Origin of the sequence: Trichocoleus sp. Lan (assembly GCF_039961855.1) — a bacterium.
GTDB lineage: Bacteria > Cyanobacteriota > Cyanobacteriia > Cyanobacteriales > FACHB-T130 > FACHB-T130.
Genome location: NZ_JAMPKA010000019.1, coordinates 1 through 26,478, shown reverse-complemented (window position 1 = coordinate 26,478; position 26,478 = coordinate 1). Strand labels below are relative to the sequence as shown.

Annotated in this window: 22 protein-coding genes, 1 tRNA gene and 2 pseudogenes; 5 read left to right on the top strand and 20 right to left on the bottom strand. The window is 48.9% G+C overall.

Annotated elements, in window-relative coordinates:
* Positions 1-118: 118 nt before the first annotated feature.
* Together NDA03_RS17475 and NDA03_RS17470 are read right to left on the bottom strand one after the other, a co-directional pair.
* A complete protein-coding gene (locus NDA03_RS17475) occupies positions 119-2,590 on the bottom strand; it encodes a PAS domain-containing protein (RefSeq protein ID WP_348238712.1) in 2,472 nt (823 codons plus the stop codon).
* Positions 2,591-2,820: 230 nt separating this feature from the next.
* A pseudogene (locus tag NDA03_RS17470) lies at positions 2,821-3,141 on the bottom strand (glycosyltransferase).
* A gap of 36 nt (positions 3,142-3,177) precedes the next feature.
* On the opposite strand from NDA03_RS17470, the gene NDA03_RS17465 reads away from it, so the two are divergent.
* Entirely contained in the window at positions 3,178-3,405 is a 228-nt protein-coding gene (locus NDA03_RS17465; RefSeq protein WP_190429662.1) for a hypothetical protein, read from the top strand.
* Positions 3,406-3,551: 146 nt separating this feature from the next.
* On the opposite strand, the gene lpxB is transcribed toward NDA03_RS17465, so the two are convergent.
* From lpxB to purC, 6 genes are all read right to left on the bottom strand, one after another.
* Positions 3,552-4,706, bottom strand: a complete 1,155-nt coding sequence (gene lpxB, locus NDA03_RS17460) for a lipid-A-disaccharide synthase (RefSeq protein ID WP_190535670.1) — start codon at positions 4,704-4,706, stop codon at positions 3,552-3,554.
* Between the two features lie 116 nt (positions 4,707-4,822).
* Positions 4,823-5,629 (bottom strand): acyl-ACP--UDP-N-acetylglucosamine O-acyltransferase, encoded by an 807-nt coding sequence (gene lpxA, locus NDA03_RS17455; protein WP_348238711.1) that lies wholly within the window; start codon positions 5,627-5,629, stop codon positions 4,823-4,825.
* A gap of 252 nt (positions 5,630-5,881) precedes the next feature.
* Positions 5,882-6,418, bottom strand: coding sequence for a 3-hydroxyacyl-ACP dehydratase FabZ (gene fabZ, locus NDA03_RS17450; RefSeq protein ID WP_190411736.1), 537 nt, complete (start codon positions 6,416-6,418; stop codon positions 5,882-5,884).
* A 66-nt stretch (positions 6,419-6,484) separates the two neighbouring features.
* Positions 6,485-7,330 (bottom strand): UDP-3-O-acyl-N-acetylglucosamine deacetylase, encoded by an 846-nt coding sequence (gene lpxC, locus NDA03_RS17445; protein WP_348238710.1) that lies wholly within the window; start codon positions 7,328-7,330, stop codon positions 6,485-6,487.
* A gap of 79 nt (positions 7,331-7,409) precedes the next feature.
* Complete coding sequence (locus NDA03_RS17440; RefSeq protein WP_348238709.1) at positions 7,410-9,905, bottom strand: BamA/TamA family outer membrane protein; 2,496 nt, start codon at positions 9,903-9,905, stop codon at positions 7,410-7,412.
* Between the two features lie 89 nt (positions 9,906-9,994).
* Positions 9,995-10,735, bottom strand: a complete 741-nt coding sequence (purC, locus tag NDA03_RS17435; protein ID WP_190666578.1) for a phosphoribosylaminoimidazolesuccinocarboxamide synthase — start codon at positions 10,733-10,735, stop codon at positions 9,995-9,997.
* Positions 10,736-11,136: 401 nt separating this feature from the next.
* Here purC and NDA03_RS17430 point away from each other — a divergent pair, with 401 nt between their 5' ends.
* Entirely contained in the window at positions 11,137-11,400 is a 264-nt protein-coding gene (locus NDA03_RS17430; RefSeq protein WP_190411740.1) for a hypothetical protein, read from the top strand.
* A 56-nt stretch (positions 11,401-11,456) separates the two neighbouring features.
* On the opposite strand, the gene NDA03_RS17425 is transcribed toward NDA03_RS17430, so the two are convergent.
* The 5 genes from NDA03_RS17425 to NDA03_RS17405 form a co-directional block, all read right to left on the bottom strand.
* Positions 11,457-14,153, bottom strand: coding sequence for a GAF domain-containing protein (locus NDA03_RS17425; protein ID WP_348238708.1), 2,697 nt, complete (start codon positions 14,151-14,153; stop codon positions 11,457-11,459).
* 386 nt (positions 14,154-14,539) lie between these two features.
* Complete coding sequence (locus tag NDA03_RS17420) at positions 14,540-15,649, bottom strand: glycosyltransferase (protein WP_190427235.1); 1,110 nt, start codon at positions 15,647-15,649, stop codon at positions 14,540-14,542.
* A gap of 241 nt (positions 15,650-15,890) precedes the next feature.
* Complete coding sequence (locus tag NDA03_RS17415; RefSeq protein WP_190683698.1) at positions 15,891-17,045, bottom strand: NAD-dependent epimerase/dehydratase family protein; 1,155 nt, start codon at positions 17,043-17,045, stop codon at positions 15,891-15,893.
* A 39-nt stretch (positions 17,046-17,084) separates the two neighbouring features.
* Entirely contained in the window at positions 17,085-17,270 is a 186-nt protein-coding gene (locus tag NDA03_RS17410) for a hypothetical protein (protein WP_190411744.1), read from the bottom strand.
* A gap of 88 nt (positions 17,271-17,358) precedes the next feature.
* The gene (locus NDA03_RS17405; RefSeq protein ID WP_190411745.1) at positions 17,359-17,949 is read right to left on the bottom strand and encodes a chromophore lyase CpcT/CpeT; all 591 of its coding nucleotides are present in this window, start codon (positions 17,947-17,949) and stop codon (positions 17,359-17,361) included.
* Positions 17,950-18,031: 82 nt separating this feature from the next.
* Here NDA03_RS17405 and NDA03_RS17400 point away from each other — a divergent pair, with 82 nt between their 5' ends.
* Positions 18,032-18,946 (top strand): ADP-ribosylglycohydrolase family protein, encoded by a 915-nt coding sequence (locus tag NDA03_RS17400; protein ID WP_348238707.1) that lies wholly within the window; start codon positions 18,032-18,034, stop codon positions 18,944-18,946.
* 172 nt (positions 18,947-19,118) lie between these two features.
* Here NDA03_RS17400 and NDA03_RS17395 read toward each other — a convergent pair whose 3' ends face one another.
* Together NDA03_RS17395 and NDA03_RS17390 are read right to left on the bottom strand one after the other, a co-directional pair.
* The gene (locus tag NDA03_RS17395) at positions 19,119-19,499 is read right to left on the bottom strand and encodes a surface-adhesin E family protein (protein WP_190527540.1); all 381 of its coding nucleotides are present in this window, start codon (positions 19,497-19,499) and stop codon (positions 19,119-19,121) included.
* A 119-nt stretch (positions 19,500-19,618) separates the two neighbouring features.
* Positions 19,619-20,797, bottom strand: coding sequence for an esterase-like activity of phytase family protein (locus NDA03_RS17390; RefSeq protein WP_348238706.1), 1,179 nt, complete (start codon positions 20,795-20,797; stop codon positions 19,619-19,621).
* 150 nt (positions 20,798-20,947) lie between these two features.
* Here NDA03_RS17390 and NDA03_RS17385 point away from each other — a divergent pair, with 150 nt between their 5' ends.
* Complete coding sequence (locus NDA03_RS17385) at positions 20,948-22,273, top strand: hypothetical protein (protein WP_348238705.1); 1,326 nt, start codon at positions 20,948-20,950, stop codon at positions 22,271-22,273.
* A gap of 525 nt (positions 22,274-22,798) precedes the next feature.
* On the opposite strand, the gene NDA03_RS17380 is transcribed toward NDA03_RS17385, so the two are convergent.
* The 5 genes from NDA03_RS17380 to NDA03_RS17360 form a co-directional block, all read right to left on the bottom strand.
* Complete coding sequence (locus NDA03_RS17380; RefSeq protein ID WP_348238704.1) at positions 22,799-24,046, bottom strand: aminotransferase class V-fold PLP-dependent enzyme; 1,248 nt, start codon at positions 24,044-24,046, stop codon at positions 22,799-22,801.
* A 29-nt stretch (positions 24,047-24,075) separates the two neighbouring features.
* A tRNA-Asn gene (locus tag NDA03_RS17375) sits at positions 24,076-24,147 on the bottom strand.
* A gap of 110 nt (positions 24,148-24,257) precedes the next feature.
* Positions 24,258-24,806, bottom strand: coding sequence for an NYN domain-containing protein (locus NDA03_RS17370; RefSeq protein WP_190411750.1), 549 nt, complete (start codon positions 24,804-24,806; stop codon positions 24,258-24,260).
* A 136-nt stretch (positions 24,807-24,942) separates the two neighbouring features.
* Complete coding sequence (locus NDA03_RS17365; RefSeq protein ID WP_190426205.1) at positions 24,943-25,620, bottom strand: ABC transporter ATP-binding protein; 678 nt, start codon at positions 25,618-25,620, stop codon at positions 24,943-24,945.
* Positions 25,621-25,643: 23 nt separating this feature from the next.
* Positions 25,644-25,910, bottom strand: a complete 267-nt coding sequence (locus NDA03_RS17360; protein ID WP_190411751.1) for a hypothetical protein — start codon at positions 25,908-25,910, stop codon at positions 25,644-25,646.
* Between the two features lie 428 nt (positions 25,911-26,338).
* Here NDA03_RS17360 and NDA03_RS17355 point away from each other — a divergent pair.
* A pseudogene (locus NDA03_RS17355) lies at positions 26,339-26,478 on the top strand (photosystem II D2 protein (photosystem q(a) protein)); the annotation flags it as partial.

Here is a 26,478-nt window from a genome sequence, read left to right as displayed (position 1 = left end):
AGCCCTTTCTTCCTAGGTGGGGAAGGTCTGCTTGAAGAAAATGGAACGGTTCTAAGCTTCCCGGAGAAAGCAAAAAAACCGACCTTGGCAAGCAGGGAGTGCCAAGCATAAGGGAGTGTTAAGCCACCCGATGGGGCTGTATAGATAGAGGAATTGGGCAATGCGCCCCTAAAAGAGATTCCTCTTCTACCTTCTGGATCGGAATTTCGATAATAAACTCTGTTCCCTTTCCCGGTGTTGACACGCACTCGAGTTGACCCCCGTGACGTTCAACCACAACTTGGTAGCTAATGGACAAGCCCAAGCCAGTCCCTTTTCCCACGGCTTTCGTCGTAAAGAAGGGGTCAAAAATTTGTTTCTGAATTGCTTCGGGAATGCCAGGGCCATTATCCGCAATCCTGATGACAACAGAGGCAGGATTGGGACTTAGGGATGTAGGGCTTTGCCCTTCTCGAAGGGTGGGATGAGGATTGGCATCGAATTCATCCTTTATCCTGATTCCTTCATCCTTCAAAGAGGTGCGAATGGTAATCTGGCTGGGGTTGGCTTTGAGATCCTCCGGCGTCAGCGATGCTCCTCCTGCGGAGACTTGCTGGGCATTGTATTCTTCTAAAGCATCAATTGCATTACTGAGGAGATTCATAAACACTTGGTTGAGTTGCCCAGCGTAACAATCTACTTTGGGCAAATCGCCGTATTCTTTAATAATCTGAATTTTGGGATGGGAGCTGTCTTCTTTCAACCGATGCTGCAAAATCAACAGCGTGTTATCTATGCCCTCATGAATATCAACCGCCTTCTTCTGGGATTCATCCAGGCGGGAGAAATTCCGCAGCGACAAGACCAAATCGCGGATGCGGTCGGCTCCCATTTTCATGGAAGTCAGTAGTTTGGGAAAATCTTCCACCAAGAAATCTAAATCGATATCCTGATTTGCAACTTGAATCTCGGTAGGGGGTTTGGGAAAGTGCTTTTGATAGAGATTTAACAGGTTCAGCAGGTCATGAGCATACTGATTCGCATGGTCGAGATTGCCGTAGATGAAGGAGACTGGATTATTAATTTCATGGGCAACCCCTGCAACCAACTGCCCTAAACTGGACATCTTTTCGCTCTGAATTAGCTGAGATTGGGTTTGTCCCAATTCTCCCAAGGTTCGTTTTAGTTGGGTTGTTTGTTCTTTTAGCTGCGCTTCTGATTTCAGCCAAGCGATTTCTGCCTGTTTGCGTTCGACCAGTTCGGCGTTTAGCTGTTGGAAGAGAACGGATTGCTTAATTGCGATCGCTAGCTGCACGCTCAGCTGTTTGAGCAATTCTACTTCTGATTCTTGCCATTTTCGGGGTTCTCGACAGTGATGGGCAATCAGCAACCCCCATAAATTTTCCCCTTGCAGAATCGGAACTACCAAGTTAGCTCTCACCTGAAACTGGGCAAGTAAATCAATATGGCATTGTTGGATACCAGCAGTATAGATATTGTCAATCGCTCGAACCCGACCTTGCTGGTATGGCGAGACGTAGCTTTTCCCAAAGCAAGGATCTTGGATGCTGGTTCCTAAAATAGGCGTCCAATCCTCACCGACCGACTCTACAACCACAACTCCGTTCCGATCTGGATCGAAGCGGTAAATGAGTACCCGATCAGTAGAGAGAAAATGGCGCACTTCTGCCACAGTTGTATTGAGAACTTCTTCTAAATCTAGAGACTGACGGATGCGCTTAGCGATCGCTCCGACCAGCCGTTCTCTCAAAAATTGCTGTCGCGACGCTTCCTCTGCTTGCTTGCGTTCGGTAATATCCATCACCGTTCCCATCATCCGCACGCACTTCCCCGTATTGTCGCGCACAACGGCACCCCGTGACGCCACCCAGCCAATTCCATCAGGACGAATGACGCGATACTCCATCTTTAAGTCTTTCCCGACTTCTACGATGCTCGCAATCTCAAGTCCCACGCGGTAGCAATCTTCAGGATGAATGCATTGGAGATAAGCCTCGTAGGTGCCAGTAAAGGAACCAGGAGCCAGACCAAAAATCCCTTCCACCTCTTCAGACCAAGTCACCCGATTGGTTCCCAGATCCCAGTCCCAAACCCCCATACTTGCCGCACCCAGAGCCAGCCGCAGCCGCGTTTCCCCTTCGCACTGCGCCTCTTGGGCGGCTTTACGCTCGGTAATATCCGTCTGGACGCCGATAAATTGCGTCACCCGACCCTCTTCGTCATATACCGGCGAAATACTCAGGTCATTCCAGAAAGGTGTTCCATCCTTGCGATAGTTTTTGAGAACCACCTGGCATTCTTTCCCTGTTTGCAAGGCTTGACGAATTTGCTCAATTGCGGCTGGATCGGTATCATTTCCTTGCAAAAATCGGCAGTTTCGTCCCAAGACTTCGGCAGTCGAATACCCGGTTATTTTTTCAAAGGCGGGATTGCAATAGATAATTGGATTATTTGGTAGACTGGCGTCGCTAATGACGATGCCACAGCTGGTTGCTGCCATCGCTCGGTCATACAGCCTTAATGTCCCCTTGTCCCCTTGGTGCCCCGTGAGGTCTTGGAACTCCCCACATCTAGCTTGCTGGCTTGCCATCAGAATTTAAGAACCGAACGTTAACAGCCTTTCTTCAAGATAAATCAATATTAAAAATAACTTAAATATTCCCGAAGATAGATCCCCCGCTTTTCTATCATAAATAAAGCTTTTTTGCCAAGATAATATCTAAAATTAAGCCTCATCAAAACAAAGCAAAATCGGGAATTTCCCAGAATCGAGAAATTGCCACAAAAGCCTAGCAGTCGGTAAAAAATTTACAGCCAGTATTAATTTTTAAAGGAAGAATACAAAGTGATTCGCTCCAAGACGTAGCCTTCCAATTTAGAGGCTCGATGGGCTGCCGTATGTTGTGCCAAAGCGCGAGTCCAAGCGTGCTCGCCGATTGCAATTCTCTCAGCTTCCGGAGTTTCTTGAAGATCCTGTAAAGTATCGGCAGGCGACTCGGCAATCAGAATTTCTTTACCCATTTCAAAAATTGTTTCCAACCCCTACCAATAATCACTAATCATTGGAGTTCCACACGCAGATGCTTCAAATAAACGCCTGATGGGAGAATAATCTGCTTCAACCATATTAGTCCGTCTAATATTAAGAGTGAACAGTTGGAAAGGGTAAAACTAGCGGTGTCGAGCAGGTGGCAAATGCTCGATTTGCTCAACATTTTTGGGCAAGTTAATATTATTCGGATACTGTGGCCCTGCCACCACAAAGCGACCTTCTTGCTACTGATGAGCTGGAAGCAACAGATTGTCCAGGCTAGGCTGTCAGTCGCCCCGTGTAAGTTTCCCTATCGTCAAGATGCCAAAATTGAGGAAACTGTTCCTGATATCGCAATCCTAAATGATTTGTGAAGGCGAGTTCCCCGACTTCTTACGGAAGTCGGGAGCTGAACCGCTGGAATCTCACAAGGATTGCTATAGAACCTTACAAATTGATGAAACTCGGGTTTTAGGAAGGAATAATGTCAGTAGTTAAAGGAAGTTTTAATTAAAAATTTTCAAAGCATTTGAAGGATTTCTTTGGCAGCGCGATCGCAAACTCCCACTTCTCCCAATGAGGAGCGCATTTCTTGATAATCTGCAACAGTTTGCTGGCGACGTTCGGGATTGAGTAAGAGTTCTAAAGCTTCTTGGACAATGTTTTCTGGCGTAGCTTGATCTTGCAGCAATTCGGGCACAATCGACCGCATCATTACCAAGTTGGCTGGCGACATGAAGGGAATCGAGAATTTTAGAATATTACGGGCAATCCAATAGGTAAAGCGACTAACGCGGTAGAGAACCACCTGCGGCACATTTAAAAGGGCAAGTTCCAGATTTACAGTCCCCGACTTAGCGATCGCTAAATCAGCCGCCGCCAGAACTTCCTGACTTTTACCAGCAACCAGAGTTGCATTTAAACCATAACGTCCAATCGCCGCTTCAATTTGGAGCCGATAAGCTTCCAGAGACAAAGGAATCCAGAAATGAACTTGAGGCAGTTTGTTTTGGATCGCTTTCGCCGCCTCAAACATCACCGGCATCAGATACTTGAGTTCTTGAGGACGGGAGGCAGGAAGAAGCGCGATCGCAATTTGTTCTGACTCTATCTCTAAGATTCTTCGCGCCGCTTCTCGGCTGGGAGCCTTTTGCATCCGATCCACCAAGGGATGCCCCACCCAAGCAGCCGATGCCCCCCGTTTTTGGAAATATTGCGCTTCCTCTGGGAAAATTGCCAACACTTGGTCGCTAATCTCGATGATTCGAGTCGTGTCGCGCTTGAAGGGCGACCAAACCCATACCTGCGGCGTGATGTAGTACGCGACTGGCACCTGCGGCATCTGTTGCTGGATATAGGTGCCCACGCCAATATTTGGCCCCAAGTAATCAATTAGCACCACCAGATCGGGCGGGTTCTCTCGGAGGTACTGTTTAGCTCGACGCTGGACTTGTAAGGTCGGTAACACATAAGGGAGAGATTCAAAAAGCCCCACCGAACCAATCCCGCTGGTATTGCTCAAGAGAGTCGCACCCGCTGCCGCCATGCGATCGCCCCCCAAGGCAACAATTTCTAATTCCAAGCCAGTTGCCTGTGCTTGTCGATAAAGTGCCTCAATCAGTAGCGCCCCTTGCAGATCCCCTGAAACTTCGCCAGTGCTGATAAATATACGCATTAATTTGGTAATGGGTAATGGGTAATCGAGTTTTGAGTTGAGTTTTGAATGAAACAAATTACTTTGAACTCAAAACTCAGACGCGGTTTAGGGCGTCTCTACAACTTTTTTCCCAATTACTCTGCATCCTTGTGGTTCGTTCTTTTCCCTGGAATCGGACCGCGTCGCCCTGACGCTTGAGAAAGTTGCAGGAACCGGCGCAGGTGTTGCAAGTATTCGTTATCTGGGAGCAGATCCAGTTGTTCTAGGGATTGATTCAGGGGTAATCCAGAACGATAGAGAATCCGAAAAGCTTTTTTGAGAATTCCCAACTCAGCGGCAGATAAACCAGCGCGTTTGAGTCCCACCAAGTTGAGACTGCGTACCCGCGATGGATTTCCCTCGACAAGCAGATAAGGAGGCACATCGCGGTCAATACGACTCATCCCGCCCACCATCGCGCCTCGCCCGATGTGGACAAATTGATGAATCCCTAGGACGCCACCAATCACCGCCCGCGAATCAATCTGGACGTGCCCAGCGAGCGACACCGCATTGGAAATAATCACTTTATCTGCGATCGCGCAATTATGAGCAACGTGGACATAAGCCATCAACAAGTTGCCATTGCCAATTACCGTCGCTTCACCCTCGCCAGTTGCCCGGTTAATTGTGACATACTCTCGAATTCGATTGCCATCACCAATTTTTACCCAGGTTTTAGCCCCGTCATACTTGAGGTCTTGGGGTTCTAAGCCAATTGCTGCCCCCGGAAAAATGTGATTTTGGGTGCCAATTTCCGTTGGTCCCTCGATTACAACATGAGCGCCAATCGTGGTTTCAGCACCAATTTTTACTTGTTCTCCAATCACCGCATAAGGCCCAACTTGCACGCTGGGGTGTAGTTGAGCGTCAGGGTGAATTATCGCGGTGGGATGAATCATATACAGGACTGTTAGCGCTCTTCGGCGCGATCGCGCGGACTGTTAGCGAAGCACGGACTGAGTAAACAAAAGTGACAAGTCACAAATCAAAACTGAGGAATGAGGAATAAAGTTAGCGTTAGGAGTTATGAGTCAGAATTTAACCATCAGCTTCTTCAACTAATGTGCCATCAAACTTCTTTTCTCAAACCTGTTTTTTAGCCTGCGAATAGAGTAGCGCTAAGCAAACACTCCTCAGTCCTCATGACTGTTTTAGTCAACGATGGAAAACATCAGTTCGCCTTCTGTAGCCAATTGACCATCGACTTCGGCACGGGCGTGCATCTTTCCAAAACGACGCCGTTTGACACACAGCAGTTCCACGGTCATGACTAGCTGATCTCCCGGCACTACGGGGCGACGGAAGCGGACTTTATCAATGCCAGCAAACATAAATAAGCCGCTTTCAATATCTGGGAGTTGGGTCAATACGATCCCGCCCACTTGAGCCATTGCTTCCACAATTAATACCCCAGGCATAATCGGACGACCGGGGAAATGCCCTTGAAAATGGGGTTCGTTAAAGGTGACATTTTTGATGCCCACAGCCCTTTCTCCGGGCACGTACTCGATAATCCGATCCACCAATGCAAAAGGATACCGATGGGGCAGCAATTTTTGAATGTCTTCGATCGTCAGGATGGTTTTGGCAGCAGACTGGCTGTTTTGTGCTGTTTCTTCCCCGACATTCTTGGCTTGGGGCGTCGCAGTCTCAGCATCGGGTGTATTGACTTCAATCAGTGTGGACATGGGCTGTATGACAGGGATTAGAGGCTAGGGGCTAGAGTTGCGATCGCGCAGCCACTTTACACAGGCTCACACAGTGCCACTCACAAAAGGGAGTAACTGCTGAGTGAGTTGGATATGCAGGTGATGGCTGGCTTTGTAGGCGAGGATATGAGCTTGCGGGAAATATCCCAGTAAACTTAAATCTCCTACTAAATCTAAAAGTTTATGACGCACTGGCTCATTTGAAAATCTTAAGGGAGGATTAAGCCATTCTTGTGAATCGCAAACCAGGGCATTTTCTAAACTTCCGCCTTTGATTAAACCTGCGGCTTGTAACTGCTCAATTTGGTGCGCTAGACCAAACGTGCGGGCGGGTGCGATCGCGTCTGCAAATTTTTCTTGCCTCGGCGTCCAGCTGTGCCACTGATTGCCAATTGCTGCTGAGTCGAAGTCAATTCCGTAGGAAAAGCGCAACTCCGGTGCGGGTAGGGCGGCGACAAAGGCATCGCCTTGATAGACCCATACGGGCTTTTCTAGCTTAAAAGTGGAATCGGGAATTCCTTCATCGTTATCGACCACGCCCGCTTGCGCGATCGCTTCCGCCCAAATCAGCGCTGAGCCATCCAGCAGGGGCACTTCCGGACCATCAATCTCAATTCGAGCGTTATCGACACCGCTGCCTGCTAAAGCGGCTAGCAGGTGTTCCACAGTCCGAACCCGCGCCTCTCCACTGCTAGCAAGTTCGGTGGAGAGGGTTGTCTGACTGACTGCTTCCACCCGCGCTGGAATCACGGGTGCCCCAGCCAGGTCAACTCTGACAAAGTAACGTCCCTCTCCAGCCGCCGCTGGTAGCACTCGGACATGGGTAGGGACGCCGCTATGTAGACCGACGCCAGATTGTTCAAAAGAGCCTTTTAGCGTGTGTTGTTTCATAATTAAAAATTAAAAATTAAAAACTAAAAATTGAAGAAATTCTCCTAATTTTTAATTTTTAATTTTACATTTTTAATTTTTAGAATCTCTCCCCAATTCCAAAGTGGAGGCGGCTGTCCCCTTCGTTATTAAAACCATAGTCGATGCGAATCGGGCCGAGGGGAGATTGCACGCGGACGCCAAGACCATAACCAAAGCCGCTTCCGGGCTTACCCCGCACCCCAGCCGGATCTCCGGGTACGGTGCTACCAGTCCCGAAATCGGTTGCGGCATCGACAAACAAAGCACCGCCCACAATCGAGAAAATAGGGAAGCGATACTCTGCGGTCGCTTGGATAAAGCTGCGACCGCTGCCGACATCTCCTTCCTCAAAACCCCGCACCGAGTTACTACCGCCTAGAGAGAAAGCTTCATAGGGAGGTAAATCGCCGAGGACGGTTCCGGCTTGAACGTTGAAAGCGAGCGCTTGTGGACCTGGGGAGAAGTTCGTATATCTGACAGGAAGATAGTAGCTATAGCTACCGCGCAGACGGTTAAACAGAATCCCTCCCACACCTACGGGGAGAGACTGTTCAACGCCTAGGCGCAGTAGAGATCCAGAGGTCGGAATTACGGCGCTGTTACGGCGATCGCGCACAACCCCAAATTGCAGGGTCAACAAGTCGTCTTTCCCTTCCCCACTAAAGCTCAGGTCGTTGCCTAGCTCATCCTTCGGACTAATGTCGCCGTCGGAATTTCGGATCGAAACCCGTTGATACTGCAAGCCCAGACTCGCTCTCCATTCCGGATCTTCAAAAACATCTCGGGAAAGCGGACGGGTGAAGGTGACGCCACCCCCCAATCGCAGGACGCGGGGTCTGTCTCCATCGGGCAATTCCACCTCTGTGTCACCGCCATCAAAAATCAACGAAATGGATCGGCGTCTGAACCCATTGACGGTGTAGGAAGTCCGGTAAGGATCGCCAGCAATCCAGGGATCTGTGAAGTTGACATCAAATAGCAGTTCTCGCTGACCGACCTGCAACTCTGCCCCCAGCTTCTGGTTATTGCCCCCCAGATTTTGCTCTTGATAGCTAATGGTGCCGAATAATCCACTGGCGGAACTAATCCCTGCACCCGCCGCCACTGAGCCGGTGTTCTTCTCAATCACGTCCACGACCACCACCACTTTGCGCGGATCTTGCCCCGGTCTGAATGAGAGTCGCACATCTTCAAAGATGCCTAAGCGAAAGACTCGGCGCAGATCCCTTTCCGCTTTCGTCCGGTTAAAGACTTCTCCAGAATTCAGTTCAATTTCTCGCGTGATGATGAAATCGCGGGTGCGACCCCGGATGGGTTGACCTTCATCATTTGCGGGTTGTCCGTCTTTGTCGAGAAAGCGGACTTCGATATCCTCAATCAGTCCTTCTGCTACCTCTAGACGTACCGTGCCATCCTCAGCAATCTGGGGTGCGGCAACTACTTGTGCCAAGTCATAGCCGTTTTCTTTGTACCACTGGTTTATTTTTTTAATGCCTTCTTGCAGTTCGCGGATGTTGAGGGTGCGACCATACTGAGACGCGAAGGCGTCGTCGATTACCTTTTGGGGGAGTGCCCGCTGATTTTGGTCGGCAGGGACGGGGACAACCACTACCTGACGCAAAACTGGGTTAGGTTCTACTACAAAGACGACACGGACGCCCAGCGGGGTATCCTGTGGCTCTACTCTGGCGTTGCTGAAAAAACCTGTGGCGTAGATGGCATTCACATCTTCCTGTAACTGGCTCCGGGTCGCCGTTTGTCCGGGTCGGGTGCGAATTGCCTCATAAACTTCGTTTTCGAGCTCCCCTTCTACGCCAGTAACAACGACTTCACCCACTAGCACTCTGGCTTCTGGCTGGTCGGTAGGCGCAGGTTGTACCGTTTCAGGCGTTGTTGCAGGTTGTCCACCTTCAGGGGTTGGTACAGGTTGTTCCCGTGGCTCTGGCAACTCAAGATTCGGCTCACCAGTCGTCCCTGGCGTGAGATCGAATTCAATGGTATCCGGCGTTTCTTGTTGCGGTGTTGATTCTTCGCCGGTGCGGGGAACCACTGGCTCTGTTTCCGGCGTGGGAGAGGATGGAGATTGGGTTGTGGGAGTTTGGCTGAGTACGGATGAGGGGGATTTTGCCCCTACAGGCTCTTTTGTTGTTGGAACGCTCATGGTGTTAACCACCACGTTATTGGCGGGTGGCGGTTCCCGGCGACTGCTACTGGCGACCTCTACGCGCTCCGGTTTAACTGGGACGTTAACTGGGGCGGGTGCGGTGGTGGAGCGTGTAACAATCTCAGTGAGGCTGGGCGACGGTCTAAGCGCTCTCCCAGGCGGTGTCGTCTCTGGGGCACTCACAGCATTGACGACTACGTTATTGGTTGGTTGAGATTCTGGGCCATCGCGTCCTGCGTCAGCCTGGGTCTGCTCAATATAATCGCCATACCAAGCTGTTCTCTCTGAGGTATCCGACGAAGAATTTGTCGTTTGCCCTCTGGCAGGAAATGCTACACAGCAGGCAGATGAGGCAGCCAAAATCGTCAATAAAAAGGGAGATAAGCGCATTCTTTTACTCGTTTTCGACACTTCCACACACATTGAAAATAGAGACAAAAGTAAAAAAGCAAAAAGCCAAAGAAAGAATTTTTTTGCTTTTACTTTTTACGATTTACTTGTTCAAGAACTCTTTTTAGCACTTGCTGGTAGGCATCTTCCACCTGCCCCAAATCCCGACGGAACCGATCTTTATCTAGCACTCGCCGGTCGGGATCGTCTTCAGACTCATCCCAAAGACGGCAGGTATCGGGGCTGATTTCGTCTCCCAGTCGTATCTCGCTATGCCGGTCAACGCCAAACTCCAACTTGAAATCCACTAGGGTAATCCGGCATTGGTGAAAAAAGTCTCTGAGGATTTCGTTAATCCGCAAGGCGCTACTTTGTAATTGGTCAAGCTGTTCTGGTGTCGCTAATTTCAATAACATCAAGCGATCGCGTGTTAACAAAGGATCTCCGAGATCGTCATTTTTAAAATAAAATTCCACCAGCGGATCGGGCAGGACGGTACCTACGGGCAACCCTGTTTGTTGACACAGACTTCCCGCAGCAATGTTCCTGACCACCACTTCTAGGGGCAGAATCTTTAACGCTTGGACGCGCATTTGGTTGGGTGCCGGACAGTCAATGAAGTGGGTCGGGATGCCCGATGCTTCCAAAACCTGGAACAAATAAGCGGCAATGGTGCAGTTAATTTCACCTTTGCCGATAATCTGACCGCGCTTTTTGGCATTAAAGGCGGTAGCGTCGTCTTTGAAGTGAGCCAGCAGAATGTCCGGATCGTCCGTGGTATAGAGAATCTTGGCTTTGCCTTCGTAAAGGTTGGTTGATTGGGCGGACATGGAGAGTCGTTATTTGTATTAATGGATCGTCGGCAGCAGCACAGAAGATTTTAATGCCTTAGGAGCCGAATGGCGTCAACATCTGGGCATCTGCGAGTAACTGGCATAATCTTTGATTAAGATAAGGTTAAATTTTGATTAATTTGTAATTAAAATAAGCGCAGCCCTTTGTGCAAAGATCACAATAGTGGTCAAGACTCGAACAAAACACCCGGTAAATCCTGATTCCAACAGCGGGCGATCGCAAGAAAGTTCTACCGACTCCAAGGTGGATCGGGCAACGGTCGGAATACCTCCCTGTTTCTGTTGCTAGCTTTTCCAGCTTGGGCAAAAAACAGGATTAACGATTGGTTCGTTTCTCACGCCAGTAGGTTGAGTAGTTTATCCCAAGGAGGTAATCTATGGCAGACCGCTCTGATTTTCTGTATCCTCGTAGTCGTTACTACGGTCAAGTCAAGCCAGAAAACCTGGTTTTTAACGCAAATTTGCAGGAATTTGCTCAACGGGTGAATTTCATCTGCAACCTGGAAACTGGGGGGAAAATTTCATCCTCCGAAGCCTACGAACAAATTAAGAGTCTCTGGAAGCAGTTGAAAAAAACCAAAAAGCAACTCGCCATCGGTGAGAACCCTTTCCAGAGTGGAGAGGATAATCCGGAAAGGTGAGGTGCAAAAGGGCAGCGTCTAGAGAATTTACACCAATTCGCGAATAGCGATTAACCTCATTTGCTGGTCATCGTGTGGACTCCGTCCCAGGCATCTGAAGGCGGTTGCCGAAGGTAGTTCTTACACCGTTCCAAGTGGACGGTGACTGCCTGATCCGTGGGTCGTAGGCTGTAGGCGTCCTCAAAGTAGGCGATCGCTTTCTGGAAGCTTCTTCCCGTGTAGGCTGTACGCCCCAGATGATAGAGATCGAGAAACTTCTTCGTGGAGTCGTCGAGATGCTGTCGATGGTCGCCGATCAACTCGTAAATACTAACGGCGGTATTTTTGCCCTTGACGCGGATTTTGTCTAACTCTCGCACCAAGATGCGATCGCGGCACAAGTTGTAGGTAAACTCGCTCAAGATAATATCGCAGCCGTACTCCTTGGTGACGCTTTCCAGGCGAGAACTCAAGTTCACCCCATCCCCAATCACCGTGTAGTCCATCCGTTTGTGGGAACCAATGTTGCCGGAAACGACTTCTCCAGAACTTAGTCCAATGCCAATATGAATTTGCGGCTGGTTTCCAAATAAACGGCGACGGTTAAACTCTGCCAACCGGCGGCGCATATCCAACGCCGACTGAACCGCCATCCAAGCATGATTTTCTGCCAAAGGCAGGGGCGCACCAAACACCGCCATCAAGGCATCGCCAATGAATTTATCTAAGGTGCCTTCGTGGTTAAAGACTGCCTCTACCATCGTTTCAAAATACTGATTCAGCAGCGAAACCACTTCCGAAGCCCCTAAATTTTCCGTCAGAGTGGTGTAGCCCCGGATGTCAGAAAATAAAATTGTCACCTCCTTACGTTCGCTCATCATCAGCGCTTTATCGCCCAGTGCCATGACTTGCTCTGCCACTCTAGGCGTCATGTAGCGATACAAGGTAGATTTCATCCGTTTTTCGTGGCTGATGTCTTCCAAGACCACCAAGCCTCCTCTGACGCCTCCTTCCGGGTTGGTAAGGGGATTAACGGTGAGATTCATACTCCGTTCAATTTCCTGGACTTGATCGGCACTCAAAATCTGATGACAACTGTGAGTGGCGACAGTGCCAGGACTGCATGATTCATTCCAGGGAATGAAGATATTTGGATTGATGCGATCGCGAATTGCCAGAATATGGACTCCAGTGGGTTCTCCCTCCGAGTGAGTCGCTTCCGAATTGAGAACTTCTGCTACCTGCTGACACTGGGCGCATTGTGCCTGCACGGACAATTCTGGCATTGCTCCTACGGCTGCTACTGATGGCTGGTGGCTCTTCTCTACATACAATCCCACTGTCAGGGTTTGCTCCGGCACATATTGCTTGGCACCCGTCTTCAGACTATCCTGGAGGCGAAACTGGAGATGTTCGATGGGCACCACATCCCAAACGAAACGACCGATTAGTTTCTGCTCCCACAGATGCTTGTTGTTTTTACCCGTGGTTTCCCGAATTGGGCACCCCAGCAACTCCAGTGCAGCTTCGTTAATCGTGACAATCCGTCCCTGCATATCTGTAGAGATGACTGCATCTGAGAGACTTTGCAGGATATCTTTTTGATACTGCTTTTCCAACAACACATTCTCGAAGAGCTTGGCATTTTCCAGCGCAATTCCCGCCTGGATATTAAATGCCTGCATAAACTCTTCATCTGAACTCGTGAAGCTGCCGGGTTGCTTGTTAATTAACTGCGTAACGCCGATTAATTCCATTGATGAATTAAATACCGGCATACACAGGATATTGCGTGTCAAATAACCCGTCCGTTGGTCGGCGCTGGGATCGAAACGCGGATCTTTATAAGCATCCGGGATATTTAGCGGCTGACGAGTAGAGGCAACATAACCGGCAATTCCTTTGTTAGAAGGAATGCGAATCGGGATGATCTCCGTGCCATCTTTGTTGGCAACTTTCGTCCAGAGTTCTCCCGTTTCTTTGCTCAGCATAAATAGGGTGCTGCGATCCGCCTGCATCAGATCCCGCGCTTGCTCCATCACAAAGCGCAGAGTTGCTTCCAAGTCAAGACTTTGACCGAGATAGGTGGTTGCCCGCAACAGTGCCTCTGCCCCCCGCTGCTTGCGTGCCGCCATATAAAACGATTGGCAGCTTTCTAGGATAATGCCGATAGAGGCAGCAAAGTCGCGGAATCCCTGCTCATCCTCCTCGGTAAACGGCCCATCCCCAGCTTTATTTAATAGCTGAACGACCGCAACAATCTGGTTTTTGCTGCTATAAATCGGCATACAAAGCAGACTGCGGGTTCGGTAGCCCGGTCGCTCGTCAACTTCTTTGTTAAAGAGTGGGTGAGAGTAGGGGTCTGGAAGATTCAAAGATTCGCCGGTGCTGGCGACGTGACCGGCAACGCCAATATTAATGGGAATCCGGATTTGTTTGGTGGCTCTCCCAGTCTCCGTATCGGGAATTTTTGACCAAAGTTGATTTTTTTCTTCGTCTACTAAAAAAATAGTGGTGAGGTCTGCTTGCAGAATCTGACCCATTTTGAGGGTAAAGGCGTCCATGACCTGCTCCAGCATGGTTTCCAGCGCTTCGTTGTTGATCATGTCGATCGCCCGCAGAAACTGCTGGAACTCAGCGGTAATAAAGTCGAGTAAGCAGATAAATTCGCCGAATGACAGGTCTTTGACGCGCGAGGTCAGGGCGCTAGTACGATTGAGTTGCGTAAGCTGAGTTAACGTAGCCAGAACGCTGCCGGTATTAGAGAGTGTCATGGGGAGAAGCATTTGCAAGCTGTGGTTTTAGCTGTTAGCTGTTATTAGTATGCGATTCACACTTTTTTTTAGATTCAATTTAGTCAAAATACCCGTAAAAGCCTAAAATCGCGATTAATTCTGTAAAAAATAGCCGACAAACGCAAATTTTCGCATCTTTACGGGGAAAAGCGTTGTTCAATCTGGGTTTGTTTGGTCTCCACCTACTGAGCTAATCGTTAACGCTTAAAAAATAAGCACCCACTAACTTAATTTAACCTCGGAGACCTGAAATCCTCATCCGTAGTGTTTAGGAATATGTATTAAATAGGAGCATTTCAGGGTTCAGTTATCAGTTGTTTTTCGGAAACCCTGACTGCTAAACCCTGACTGTTGATGATTGATTGTTAACGAATCGCTGATTCGTAGTAATTTTGCAACTGGCGGGTGGCGGCAGCCCAACCCCAGCGTTCGGCTTCGAGGCGGGCATTTTGCCGTAGGGTTTCCCGTTCTTCTTGATGGGCCAAAAGGCGCTTGGTAGCAGCGATCGCTCCCTCTTCATCTTTTGGGTCAAATAAGTAACCGTTAACGCCATCGGTAACGATATCGGGAATCCCTCCGGAACGAGCGGCGACAACGGGACATCCGGCTGCCATCGCCTCCAACAGCACTAATCCTAAAGTTTCTGTGCGCGAGGGAAAAATAAAGGCGTCTGCTGAGGCAAAGGCTGAGGCGAGTTCAACGCCGGTCAGATAGCCGACGAAATGGGTGGGTGTCCCGGCAAAGTGTTGTTGCAAGGCTTGTCGATGGGGGCCATCTCCCACTAAGGCGAGACGCGCGTTGGGAATGGCTGCTAGGACGGGCTTAATGCGGTCAATTTCCTTTTCTGCGCCCAGACGCCCTACGTAGAGTAATAAGGGGCTTTCCGGGTGTCCTTGGCTAAGACGCGATCGCATTTCTCGGCTTGACAAGTGGGGCTGGAATAATTCTGTATCTACCCCTCGCTGCCACAAATCCACTCGCTGGATGCCATGACTGGTAAGTTCCTGCACCATCGCCGTAGAAGTACAGAGATTCAGCCGCGCTTGGTTATGGGCTGATTTGAGCAATTCCCACAGCACACCTTCTAACATTCCCAAGCCGTAATGCTGGAGATACTGGGGTAAATGGGTATGATAAGACGCCAGCAAGGGAATCTGCATCGCTTTGGCATAATACAGACCCGCTAGTCCCAAAATAGCTGGGTTGACAACATGAATGATATCCGGTTGAAACTTCTCTAGTTGATAACCAATGGAGGGGCGGGGAAAAGCCATTTTCAACTCTGGATACCAAGGCAACGGGAAGCCAGAGACTCCGTAGATCCTGGCTCCTTTATATTCGGTTAACCCCCCATCTGGGGAAAAAATCAGCACTTCGTTGCCGCTGCGCTGTAAATGTTCAACGGTGTGGCGCAGGCGCGTCACAATGCCGTCAACCTTGGGCAAAAAGGTTTCGGTAAAAAGAGCAATTCGCATAATTCAGTGCTGAGGGATGAGGACTGAGGGCTGAGTGATAGATTTAAGAGCGATCGCGACTGAGGGCTAAGGACTCAATGAACGGTCAAGTCTGAGGAGTTATTAAAGTTTATCTGTCTTTTCAATGCAACAATTCAACCCAACAAATTGCTTGCCAGTTGCCACTCTCTCGTCTATTTTTCTTTTCACTCAGTCCGTGCTTCGCACCGCTTCGCTAACAGTCCTCAGTCCTCAATCCTGATTACTGACGGTGCCAAGAAACTTTGGGCATGATCTGATTTTTATCGACGCGGTGCTGGTACTTGACGGCAAAGTTGAGCAACGAGTCGAGTAGGGCGTCGGATAGATAGTGAGGTTGTAAGCCGAGATCGAGCAAATTGGTGTTTTTGGCGTTGAAGTAGTGTTCTTCTTTCTCGACTCTGGGATTGTCGAGGTTGTGGATATCAACATTCAGTCCCAAGGAATTCCCGGCTTTTTTCACCATTGCGGCTAAGTCACCGATGCTAAATAGTTCGGTGAATTGGTTGAAGACGCGGAATTCGCCGGGTTGGGCGGGGTTAGCGATCGCGAGTTCCATACATCGCACTGTATCCCGAATATCCAAAAAGGCTCTCGTCTGACCGCCTTTTCCATACACGGTCAGGGGATGCCCAATTGCTGCTTGGATACAGAAGCGGTTGAGTGCCGTCCCAAAGACTCCATCGTAGTCCAGACGGTTAATTAACAGCTCATCCATGCCCGTCTCTTCTGTCAAGACGCCGTACACGACGCCCTGATTCAAGTCGGTGGCGCGTAGTCCCCAAACCCGGCAAGCAAAGTGGATATTGTGGCTATCATGAACTTTGCTGAGGTGATACATCGATCCGGGCTGCTTCGGATACGGCAGAGTATCCTTACGCCCGTTGTGTTCGATAGTAATGTAACCTTCTTCAATATCAATGTTGGGCGTCCCATACTCGCCCATCGTTCCTAATTTGACGAGGTGACAGTCGGGGAAATCTTCTTTGATCGCATACAGCAGATTCAGCGTCCCCACCACGTTGTTCACTTGGGTGACGACAGCGTGTTCTCGGTCAATCATCGAGAAGGGTGCCGAACGCTGTTCTCCAAAGTGAACGATTGTCTGTGGTTCAAACTTGTGCAGCGCTGACTGGAGGAACTCGTAGTTAGTGATATCCCCAATAAATAGGTCTATGGATTTGCCGGTGAGGTCCTTCCAACGCTGAAGGCGTTGTTGAATGGGTGCAATAGGGGTTAGGGTATCTGCGCCTAGTTGCATATCCCAGTGACGCCGCACCAGGCTGTCTAGAATGCCGACTTCGTATCCTCGACTGGAAAGATAAAGCGCGGTTGCCCAACCGCAGTAGCCATCACCGCCAATAACCAAGACTTTCATACGGGTTCAATTAATCTTGCTTGCCAACACTCGGTAAATTTACCAGGTAATGGTACCTTCTAGACCATCGAAGTGAATTCCTTCTGAGCGATCGCCGGTACACCCCATCGAGCTTGTAGTCGTTTGCTTCTTTCTCGTATTTCTTCCCTCCTTCGTCATCAATCTTTGGGAGGAAAGCGTTGTTGTCCCAGTGGCGGCGACCCAGCAATCAGGGCGACCTAGCAATCAGATGTGAAAGTGTCTCCAAGACCTCCAGATTGAAAGTTGAAGGTTCCTAGCGACAAGGAACCTTCAACCTTTAGCTTTGAACCCTTTACACCTTCACTTCCTCGGCAAAACTTCCCCAACGGACGAACTCGAAAGGACCCCCGACCGATCCCCAAATATGCTCATCGGTTTCGGGATCGCGTCCCCGATCGAGACTGATAAACCTGTTTTCGTCAATCTCAAAGGTGCTGTCGAGATAGGTGTTTTGACCTTTGCGAACCACCATACAACCTTTACCGGGTTCGACGTAACCTTTGAAGCTGTGACCTGTCCATTCGACGATCATGTTACAGCCTGGTAATTTTTCCAGTTGGTCTGCTTTGAGGTTGTGCAGGCGCTTGGGGTCGCGGGAGGCACCATAAAATTGTTCTTCATTCTTAACTGTGTAGTTTTCAATTTCGATGCGATCGCCATTCGTAATTAACTTTAAAACCCGCAGCCGATATGGGTCATTAATCATATAGTCATACGCTTGTTCCACCAGGAAACTCACGCCAGACAACAGTTCTAGCGGTAGGGGACGCATACAGACGCGGATATGGGCAAAGATGGGAGGATTTTCAAATGCTTGTGCCTGGTTGCTGAAATCTGCTGCCATCCAGCGAGCTAAGGTAGCAATATCAGTAGAATGCGTCATTGTTTATTAAAATGCCGTTGTTGAGAAATGATCCCCCTTATTTTAAGATGCGCGATCGCTCCTCCTAAAGTTTCTTGAAACGATGAAGCCACTAGAACGAATGCAGTTGTCTTTGACGGGGCTTTCCGTTGGAGATGCCTTGGGTGAAAGGTTTTTTGGGTTGGCAGAGGAACTTAACGAAAGAATCCAACAGCGTCAAGTTCCTCCCAGACGCTGGTGCTACAGTGACGATACCGAGATGGCATTGTCTATCGTAGAGACACTGTGGCGTTATGGAAGGATAGATTCCGATGCTCTTGCCGCAGCATTTTCCGAACGCTTTAACCCTTCTCGCGGCTACGGTGCAGGGGCGCAGCAGCTGTTAACAAGGCTGCAATGGGGCGCAGACTGGCGCACAGAAGCTTCAGAGATGTTCGGGGGTACTGGTTCTTATGGCAATGGTGCGGCGATGCGGGTGGCACCATTAGGCGCTTATTTTGCTCACGATCTAGACGCAGTGAGAGAAAACGCGATACTCTCAGCGCAACCAACACACGCTCATCCAGAGGGAATTGCTGGAGCGATCGCTGTTGCAGTTGCGGCTGCGATCGCTTACAGGGTGGGTGAAGGTGAATTTATGTCTGGAGAGCAATTTCTCCAACAGGTTGCTCTGAATGTCCCGGAAAGCGAGATTCAGAGCAGCATTCGGCAAGCGATAGATATTCCGAGCGATCGCTCTCCACCTGTGGTAGCGCAACAACTGGGTTCCGGCTACAAAATTTCAGCTCAAGATACGGTGCCTTTTGCCCTGTGGTGTGCTGCCCATCATTTGGAAGACTACCAGGAAGCTTTCTGGGCGACAATTAGCGGTTTAGGCGACATGGACACAAACTGCGCCATTGTAGGCGGGATTGTTGCCCTTTCCGCACGCCAAAAAGGAGTCCCTACCCCGTGGATTCAGGCGAGGGAACCGTTGCCAGATAATTTTTCAAGCATTTTTGCTGGCGAAAGTTATTAAAAATGCAAAATCAAGTTAAAAAACTGAACGCGCTACCCGTTTTAGGTAGATGCACAGGAGATACACACAAGCTTTTCTTGCTCCCCTCTCCGTGAAGGTCGAGTGGCTAAGTGTGAAGTTTTTCTTATCGCATTCAAAGTAGGTTTAAGCTGAAGAAAAAATCCCCTTTTTGTTATTTTTTTTTAGGTTCCTCTATCTGGGCTGGGCACACTGCTTGATAAAAATCCCCGATGATACTTCCCGATTGAATTTTTGCTTCTAGCAGCTTGTCGTTTTTACCTACATCGATATCCCCGACAATCCGACCGCTTTGGTCAAAACGAATAGACCGACGCCATCGGAATAAGCCTTTTTTACACTCTATTGCATGATAATTGTCCACCCCAATCGCACCATCTGCTTCCGGAGCTTGAAACAGATTCCGTCGCCAGAATTCTACAAGATTTCCCTGACGCACAATCCGCGCATCGTCGATATAGATAGGGGTGTTGTCGAGGGTTTTGCTTACGGGTACCCAAGCCGCGATCGCTCTTGACGTAGCAATCATTGTCATCAAGCTGATCCCGGATACTATAGCGAGACGCGAATGTTTGAAGGTAAGCAACTTAGTCATGGGATTGCAAAGATTATCGAGATGAATTGAAGGGTGAGAAATGCGAGGGTTAACTGTTTTTAACGCTTACTTTTGAGTCGGAACAATAGGAACTGAGTCGTCTGTTTATCTTGGAAATTATCGTCACTGACTAGAAGTAAACTTTGGCTACCATCCGGCAAGCGTGGACCAAAAGTCATGCCTTCCAAATTGCCCAACGGAATGCCTATTTCATCCAAGTCCAACAGCAACTTTTTCTTCACTGGCTCAATCCCAGTAAGCTCACCTTTAAGGCTGGGAATGCTAGAAATATCCGTTGCCCCGCCCATTGCTGCCTGATAAATCCTCACCCTGTAACCTAACAGGCTCAAAGAACGTTCCAAGGTGAGGAAGTGCCCCCCTGCATCTAAAGATAAAAATTCCGGCAAGCCATCTTTGAGTGCCCCACTTGGAGGCGGTTCCATTTCGTATAAATGTTCGGCAATCAGCAGCGGCGGGCCATCGCTGAGTAAATAGTGCAAGATGCGGCATTTTGCTCCCTGCTTTGAACTAATTGCTTCGCTATCCTGCATCAATGATGACTCAGTGGCAGTAAATAGACGAAATGGTTCCCCAGCTGCTGGGAGAGTACCGACGGGATTGAGCGTCAGGGCTTCAAACCCCAGGTTATTCTGGATGCCTCGAGTCTGGGTTGTATTGCCACTGACATCGGGAAGATAGCGTTCCGGGATGGGTAAGTTCTGCCGCAGACGTCCAGTTTTTAAGTCAAACTCCCCGATAAAGGGGGGAATGCCATCGCGGGCGACACCTTCGCTAGAGATAAATACTGATTGTTGAGGAGACAGAGCAATCCCTTCCGTATCCACCGTACTCTTGGGATAGGCGTTGCCATCTTCCTTGGTTAGAAAAGTAACGTCCTCAACTTCTACTTTCTGGATGCCAATTTTGCCATCGCTGGCGTCATCGATAACCATGTTGAGAGTGTAGAACCGGGCTGGGGCAAACTTACTGCGGTCATCTGAAATTGCGTAAAAACGGTTCTGCTTCCGGTCGTAGGTCAGCCCCGATAAGCCAGAAACAGGTGTATCCTTAAATTTCGTCTTGGGTAGCTGGTATTCCCCCAAAAAGTCGAGGGATAGATCCAGAAAAACTCGATCTTGTGTCATTCCTGGCTGGACTCCGCAGGAAGTGACAAAAGTCAATAAGGCGATCGCTATCCCCAGCACCCAAGATCGTGGTCTAAATTGCCCACCGTTCACCAGCTTTCTCCTAAACTTCACAACAAGCGCGGAAACTATCGCTTTACTGTAGCAGTCAGTTGGGTGAGAAACGCTACAACTTCTGATATTAACCAGGTCTGCTTGTATAGTTTGTTATTAACAATTTAAACTGCTCGCGCTAAAAATATTATGCAGAATTTGCTTGCTCGTCTGTGGTTGCAGCAACGTCGCTCAAGCGCTTTAGGACTGGGAATTGCTGCCGTTTTGTTCCTACTGTGTTCCGGTTCTGCCGGATGGGCAGCAACTGCGGCGGATAATAAACCCAAACCCAACCCCTTAGAGATAACGACACCCGATCCGCTGCTGCCGCAGCCGCAGGTAGATCGTCCCCTGACTCTTCAAGAAATCAGCCAACTCAGGCAGGCTCTGGATGAATTAAATGCCCAGGCAGCTGCTCAGCTTAAAGCCGGTAATGCACCGGCAGCGTTTGAAATTTGGTATCGGGAATTGCGATTGCGGCGATCGCTAGGGACGGTGGAAGAGGTAGAAGCGCTAGGACGAGTTGGAGCGATCGCTTGGGAAAATAATCAAAAACTTGATTTGCAAATCATCACCAAGCGTCTGCAAGCAATTCAGGATCGGGCTTTTGGCAGGACACCAGAGCCGAAAGGCAAGCCCCGCCAGCAAACAAACCAAAATGGAGGCAAAACTGAAGAAATTGTTTTGTCTTCCCCTGTCTCGGCAGTGGACATAAAGCTGTTGCAAGCTTTGGGTCAAGCTTACCAGCAGATACGACTGCCAGCCCCCGCGCTGGAGGATTATCAGCTGTTGCTGGCTGATGCACGGCAGCGCCAGGATAAAGCCACAGAAGAGGCAATGCTGAAAATCATTGCCCAATTGCACCTGAACTGGTTTGATTATCCTAAGGCAGCGGCAACTTATGAGGAATTGCTGAGTTTTGCCACTCAACAGGGCGATACGGTCAACCAAGTGGTTTATCTGCAACAGCTGACTTACATTTACGACAAGGCGAAGCAACCGGAAAATTCTCTCAAAGTGAAGCAACGGCTGACAGAAAGTTACCTTGCCATTAATGATCTAACTCAGATACCAGCGTTGAAGATAGCGATCGCTACCGATTACGAAGCTCTCAAAGAACCAGACGAAGCGAGTAAAAACTACCAAGAAGCCTATAATATAGCGTGGTCTTTACAGCAGTTTGCTTCTGCCAGCGAAGCTTTGAAAAAACTAGGAGATCTCTACCGAACTTATAAACAACCTGAATATGCTTTGCAGGTTTATCAAACTCTTTTGCACGTAGAGCGGCAGTCCTACGATTACTATAACTTGATGAAAACCTACGACCAAATCGGTCAGATTTATCTAGAACGCGGGGACTTAGCGCCAGCAAAAGCAGCGTTTGAACAAGGGTTGGAATTGGCAAGGTCGTTAAAGTATCAGGAAACTTACTTTGCCAATCAGCTAGCGCGAGTGACTCAGCAAGGTTCGCAGTAGATATCGGTTCCGAGAAAAGCGATCTCTTGTTATCTATAAGCCGCAAGCATTTCCAATCTCCAATCAAAAATGGTCTAACTGGGCATTCTGCCCTTACAGGCGTTTGTCCCAGCAAAACAGAAAGCTTTATATTCCTTCAGAGAGAGTTAAGACCTCAGAAAGTTTCCCACCGAAGATTGATTCTGTTTGTTTTGGCAATTGATAACTTTATAAGTATAAAGACAGCGCGGTTCTGAGCCTAAGTATTAAATATTAGAACTGCTATCAAAATTATCTCCCTTCCTGAGATAGTCTTTCTCCCTTGGTTATAGACTTCTGTGATTTGGTGTTTGCTCTTAGAGCCAAGTAGAAATGCTTGGTTCGTTTTTTTATCACAAAAAGAGTACATCTTACTTTTGTAAAAATGCAAGCGTGAGTTAAGTCACGGTTATAGAAATCAAGAAAAAAACTGTAAAGGTAAGGTTAATTTCTATCTTCCAGGAAGGTTTTCTGGATGTTTTAGTGGCTTACATCAGTTGTCTTTCGTCAGCTAGACAGTAATTCCACAAGCGTTTTACCTAGATATTCATACTGCGCCGGAGTGTTGTAAAGTTGAGCTGAAATCCGAATCAGCTGTTTAGGAGGTGCAGGCCAATAAATCACCGGTACCTGAATCCCAAAGCGATCGCATAACGCATCTTGTAGTGGCGGCGTTATTTGCATTTCTCCTGGGCTGTCCGGTATTTCATCCGGCAATGGCACGGTTGCCATCGAACCAATCATCTCATCGGGACACGGTGGCGACACCTGTAGCGTTTCGCAAAGTAGTTGTCGTGCTGTCAAAGCCATTGCTCGGTTACGCGCCATCAATTCGCGCCATCCCCCCGGCAACAGCGAACCCAAAAACCGAATTGCCTCTGCGACACACAGATAAGCGCTGGGATCGTCGGTGCCCATCCAGTCGAATTCTAGATGAAAGCGCGATCGCTCTTTTCGGGGCGAGTTGGCACCATGACTAATCGTTAGCGGACGAATTGCCGATTGCTTGTCGCGCCGCACATATAAAAATGCGGCTCCTTTGGGGGAACACAACCACTTATGACAGTTACCAGTGTAATAAGTCGCTCCAAGTTCCCGCAGATTCAGCGGCAGCATCCCCGGCGCATGGGCACCGTCTATCAGGGTATCGACGCCGCGCTCTGCCAGTTGGTGAGCAAGCTGTTGGATGGGAAAAATTAGCCCTGTCTGGCTGGTTACATGATCTAGCAGCGCTAACTTTGTTCTAGGTGAAACCCGCTCCATCACAGCTTCGATGACTTGTTCTGGGGATGTGATGGGGAAAGGCACGGTTGCCACGACTATCCGCGCCCCAGTCCGACTGGCAATGAAATTGAGCGCATTGCGGCAGGCATTATATTCCTGATCTGTTGTCAGTAATTCGTCGTCTGGGGAGAAAGCAAGCGATGCATTGCTCGGATCGGCTAAGCCAAGCGATCGCAATATCGCATTCACTCCAGTTGTCGCATTCGGGACAAATACCAACTCTTCTGGATCGGCACCTACGAACTGAGCTAACTCATCCCGTGCAGCATCCAGCAGCGGTTCAAACTCGCGCACAAAAAATCGCAAAGGTTCCCTTTCCAGTTGCGCCCGGTAGCGTTGTTGGGCTTCCAGAACTGGTAGCGGGCAAGCACCAAACGAACCATGATTCAGGAACGTTACGGCTGGGTCAAGCGACCATAACTTCTGAAATTCTGAATGGCGAAGGATGAAGTCTGAAATTTTCTCTTTCATGCTTCATCCTTACAATTAAATTAATTAAACTCCCCAGGCAAGATTCGAACTTGCGACCAATCGATTAACAGTCGATCGCTCTACCACTGAGCTACTGAGGATCGTTCACTCAATCTTTTCAACAGTTACTAATATTAGCGAGTGCCAATATAACTTGTCAAGCCCTTTTATAGTTTTCTGAGAAATTTTTTTGAGCCGAATGAATGTTCAGTTATTTCTGGTTCAAACGCCACTCAGCCAGACGCTCGCGAGCTTTAGCATCCAGGGAATTCGCTAAAAAACGCCCCGACGAATGTTTCTTGGGTCTATTTTTGCGTATAACCGCACGAGCGGTTAATTCTACGTCGTAACCCAGCTGTTGCGCTGACATCCATTCTGCGCCATACCCCACTACTGTTAATTGCTGCGCCCGATCTGATGTAGCGACAATCAAGCGCCGTGCCGATCTGTAGGGATTGTAACGAAAGGAGGCACAGGTTTTTTCGATGTAAGTATCTGCTGTCTGTCCAAAATCCGTGTAATAGACTGATAGCTCGTGGGTGATAGATTCACAATTACTGCGCGTGTCTTGATACTGGGCATCAAATACAACTTGAGTTTCAAAGCCCTTAAAAGCGCTGTAATTGACCAAAGCCTCAATTAATTCAAGACGAGCGGCTTCTAGCCCATTGCGATCGCGGGTTCTTTGCAGGTAAGACCATAGTCCAATGACGTTGTAGCCGTCAACGAGCAAAACAGCCTGCGGGGATGGGCGTTGCATTGTTTTAAGCCAAGATTTTTTTAGGTGAAAATAACTATTTCATCATCTTAACTTCATCATCTTAACAATATAGTCAAGTCAGTTCTGTCGTCCTTTTTGCAGAACTAGCCAAAGCTTGCCTAAAAATAGTCTTTGTTTACAAAGGGGAATCTTGGGTTTGTAGGAGGCGTTGTCTTAAGCGTTTTGGCTCTCCTCGATCCACAACGCAGCCCTGCTCCAGCAAGAATGCACCGTCGGCATAATTTAACTCATCTAATCGATGCGTGACCCAAAGGGCAGTCAGACCCCGGCTTTTCACCAAGCTTTGCACTTGCGCGACTAAATCCAACTGAGAATCCGGATCGAGCAGGGCGGTGGGTTCATCTAATAGTAAGACTTCCGATCGGCGGGCGATCGCACCGGCAATGGCAATTCGCTGTTTCTGACCCCCACTCAGAGCATAGATGGGGCGTCGTTCCAGCGCGAGTAAATTAACCGCTGCCAGTGCTTGCTCTACCCGCCCGCGTATCTCAGCGGGCGAGAGATTTTCCTCCACCAGCCCAAAGGCAACATCAGCCCCGACTGTTGGCATCACCAACTGATGATCGGGATTCTGGAAGACAAAGCCAATTGGGTTTAATATCTGAATTTCTCCTGCTTGGGGACGCAACAGCCCAGCCAGTAATCTCAACAATGTTGATTTTCCACTGCCGTTGGTGCCCAAAAGCATCCAGAATTCACCCTTGGGCACCTCCAGAGAACAGGAATCTAAGACTTTCTCCCCTTTAGGCCAGTTGAAGCAAAGGTCTTTGACTTGAATGGCAGGCTTGACCATTTCGACACCAGCAGGAAACGTGTTCATTCAGCGAGGGCGAAGAAGCCGGGAGGTCTTCCAGCCGATGCTGTGCTGGATTTCTGAGATATCTGAACGGCAACAATCTCGCTACTGAGAATGCCGATTTTTTTCTCCGGCTGGCGTTCGCAAGTGAGTTCTAACAGTTGCGCGTTGCCAGAGCGGATTGCATTCAGAATTTCTTGGTAAACGCTTTGGGCATCTTCGTCTGACTTCCGTTGCACCGACAACGACATCGGCGTATTTTTCAAAATTAGGTCGATTGTAAACATGAGTTAAGCAATTGCAATTAAATATCGGCTCCACATCCCTAGTATCTCAGACGCGAGCCAGTTGCTGCCCGATGGGAAAATTCGTTGAGCAGGGGAGAAAGGATTTCATCTTCGCCTCTATCTTGGCGTTGGTAAGTTTCGCTAATCCTTTACTAGCCTGGACTTTAAGCGCACTCACCCCCTGAACTGTCGCGAGTGATGAACATCTGCGATCGCATCTGTCGCCCCTACCGCTAAATATTAAAATGAGTTAAATAAATTTACCCAAAACTGTGCAAGTTGGACATAATAAGATTAAACTCAGTAAAGAATCGTAAACTAGATTGACATCCTAGTTTGTTTTCTGCGTAGCCCATCTAGTGACAGATGGAGCCAGCAGAAACCGCGATGACTGTACTTATAACTAACCTGTTTGGAGATTTGCTGTCATGACTATCGCAGTCGGACGCGCGCCGAGTTCAAGAGGGTGGTTTGACGCCATTGACGACTGGCTCAAGCGCGATCGCTTCGTATTTGTCGGCTGGTCCGGCCTACTGCTATTCCCCTGCGCGTATCTGGCGCTAGGCGG

Bases quoted from the DNA above. Each gene is read 5' to 3' on its own strand.
- NDA03_RS17395 (WP_190527540.1), bottom strand. From the start codon at position 19,499: ATGACAATGATTGCTACGTCAAGAGCGATCGCGGCTTGGGTACCCGTA.
- NDA03_RS17425 (WP_348238708.1), bottom strand. From the start codon at position 14,153: ATGACACTCTCTAATACCGGCAGCGTTCTGGCTACGTTAACTCAGCTT.
- NDA03_RS17420 (WP_190427235.1), bottom strand. From the start codon at position 15,649: ATGCGAATTGCTCTTTTTACCGAAACCTTTTTGCCCAAGGTTGACGGC.
- NDA03_RS17475 (WP_348238712.1), bottom strand. From the start codon at position 2,590: ATGGCAAGCCAGCAAGCTAGATGTGGGGAGTTCCAAGACCTCACGGGG.
- NDA03_RS17385 (WP_348238705.1), top strand. From the start codon at position 20,948: ATGCAGAATTTGCTTGCTCGTCTGTGGTTGCAGCAACGTCGCTCAAGC.
- NDA03_RS17400 (WP_348238707.1), top strand. From the start codon at position 18,032: ATGAAGCCACTAGAACGAATGCAGTTGTCTTTGACGGGGCTTTCCGTT.
- NDA03_RS17440 (WP_348238709.1), bottom strand. From the start codon at position 9,905: ATGCGCTTATCTCCCTTTTTATTGACGATTTTGGCTGCCTCATCTGCC.
- NDA03_RS17405 (WP_190411745.1), bottom strand. From the start codon at position 17,949: ATGACGCATTCTACTGATATTGCTACCTTAGCTCGCTGGATGGCAGCA.
- NDA03_RS17360 (WP_190411751.1), bottom strand. From the start codon at position 25,910: ATGTTTACAATCGACCTAATTTTGAAAAATACGCCGATGTCGTTGTCG.
- NDA03_RS17430 (WP_190411740.1), top strand. From the start codon at position 11,137: ATGGCAGACCGCTCTGATTTTCTGTATCCTCGTAGTCGTTACTACGGT.
- NDA03_RS17370 (WP_190411750.1), bottom strand. From the start codon at position 24,806: ATGCAACGCCCATCCCCGCAGGCTGTTTTGCTCGTTGACGGCTACAAC.
- lpxB (WP_190535670.1), bottom strand. From the start codon at position 4,706: ATGCGTATATTTATCAGCACTGGCGAAGTTTCAGGGGATCTGCAAGGG.
- NDA03_RS17415 (WP_190683698.1), bottom strand. From the start codon at position 17,045: ATGAAAGTCTTGGTTATTGGCGGTGATGGCTACTGCGGTTGGGCAACC.
- purC (WP_190666578.1), bottom strand. From the start codon at position 10,735: ATGTCCGCCCAATCAACCAACCTTTACGAAGGCAAAGCCAAGATTCTC.
- NDA03_RS17365 (WP_190426205.1), bottom strand. From the start codon at position 25,620: ATGGTCAAGCCTGCCATTCAAGTCAAAGACCTTTGCTTCAACTGGCCT.
- lpxC (WP_348238710.1), bottom strand. From the start codon at position 7,330: ATGAAACAACACACGCTAAAAGGCTCTTTTGAACAATCTGGCGTCGGT.
- fabZ (WP_190411736.1), bottom strand. From the start codon at position 6,418: ATGTCCACACTGATTGAAGTCAATACACCCGATGCTGAGACTGCGACG.
- NDA03_RS17380 (WP_348238704.1), bottom strand. From the start codon at position 24,046: ATGAAAGAGAAAATTTCAGACTTCATCCTTCGCCATTCAGAATTTCAG.
- lpxA (WP_348238711.1), bottom strand. From the start codon at position 5,629: ATGATTCATCCCACCGCGATAATTCACCCTGACGCTCAACTACACCCC.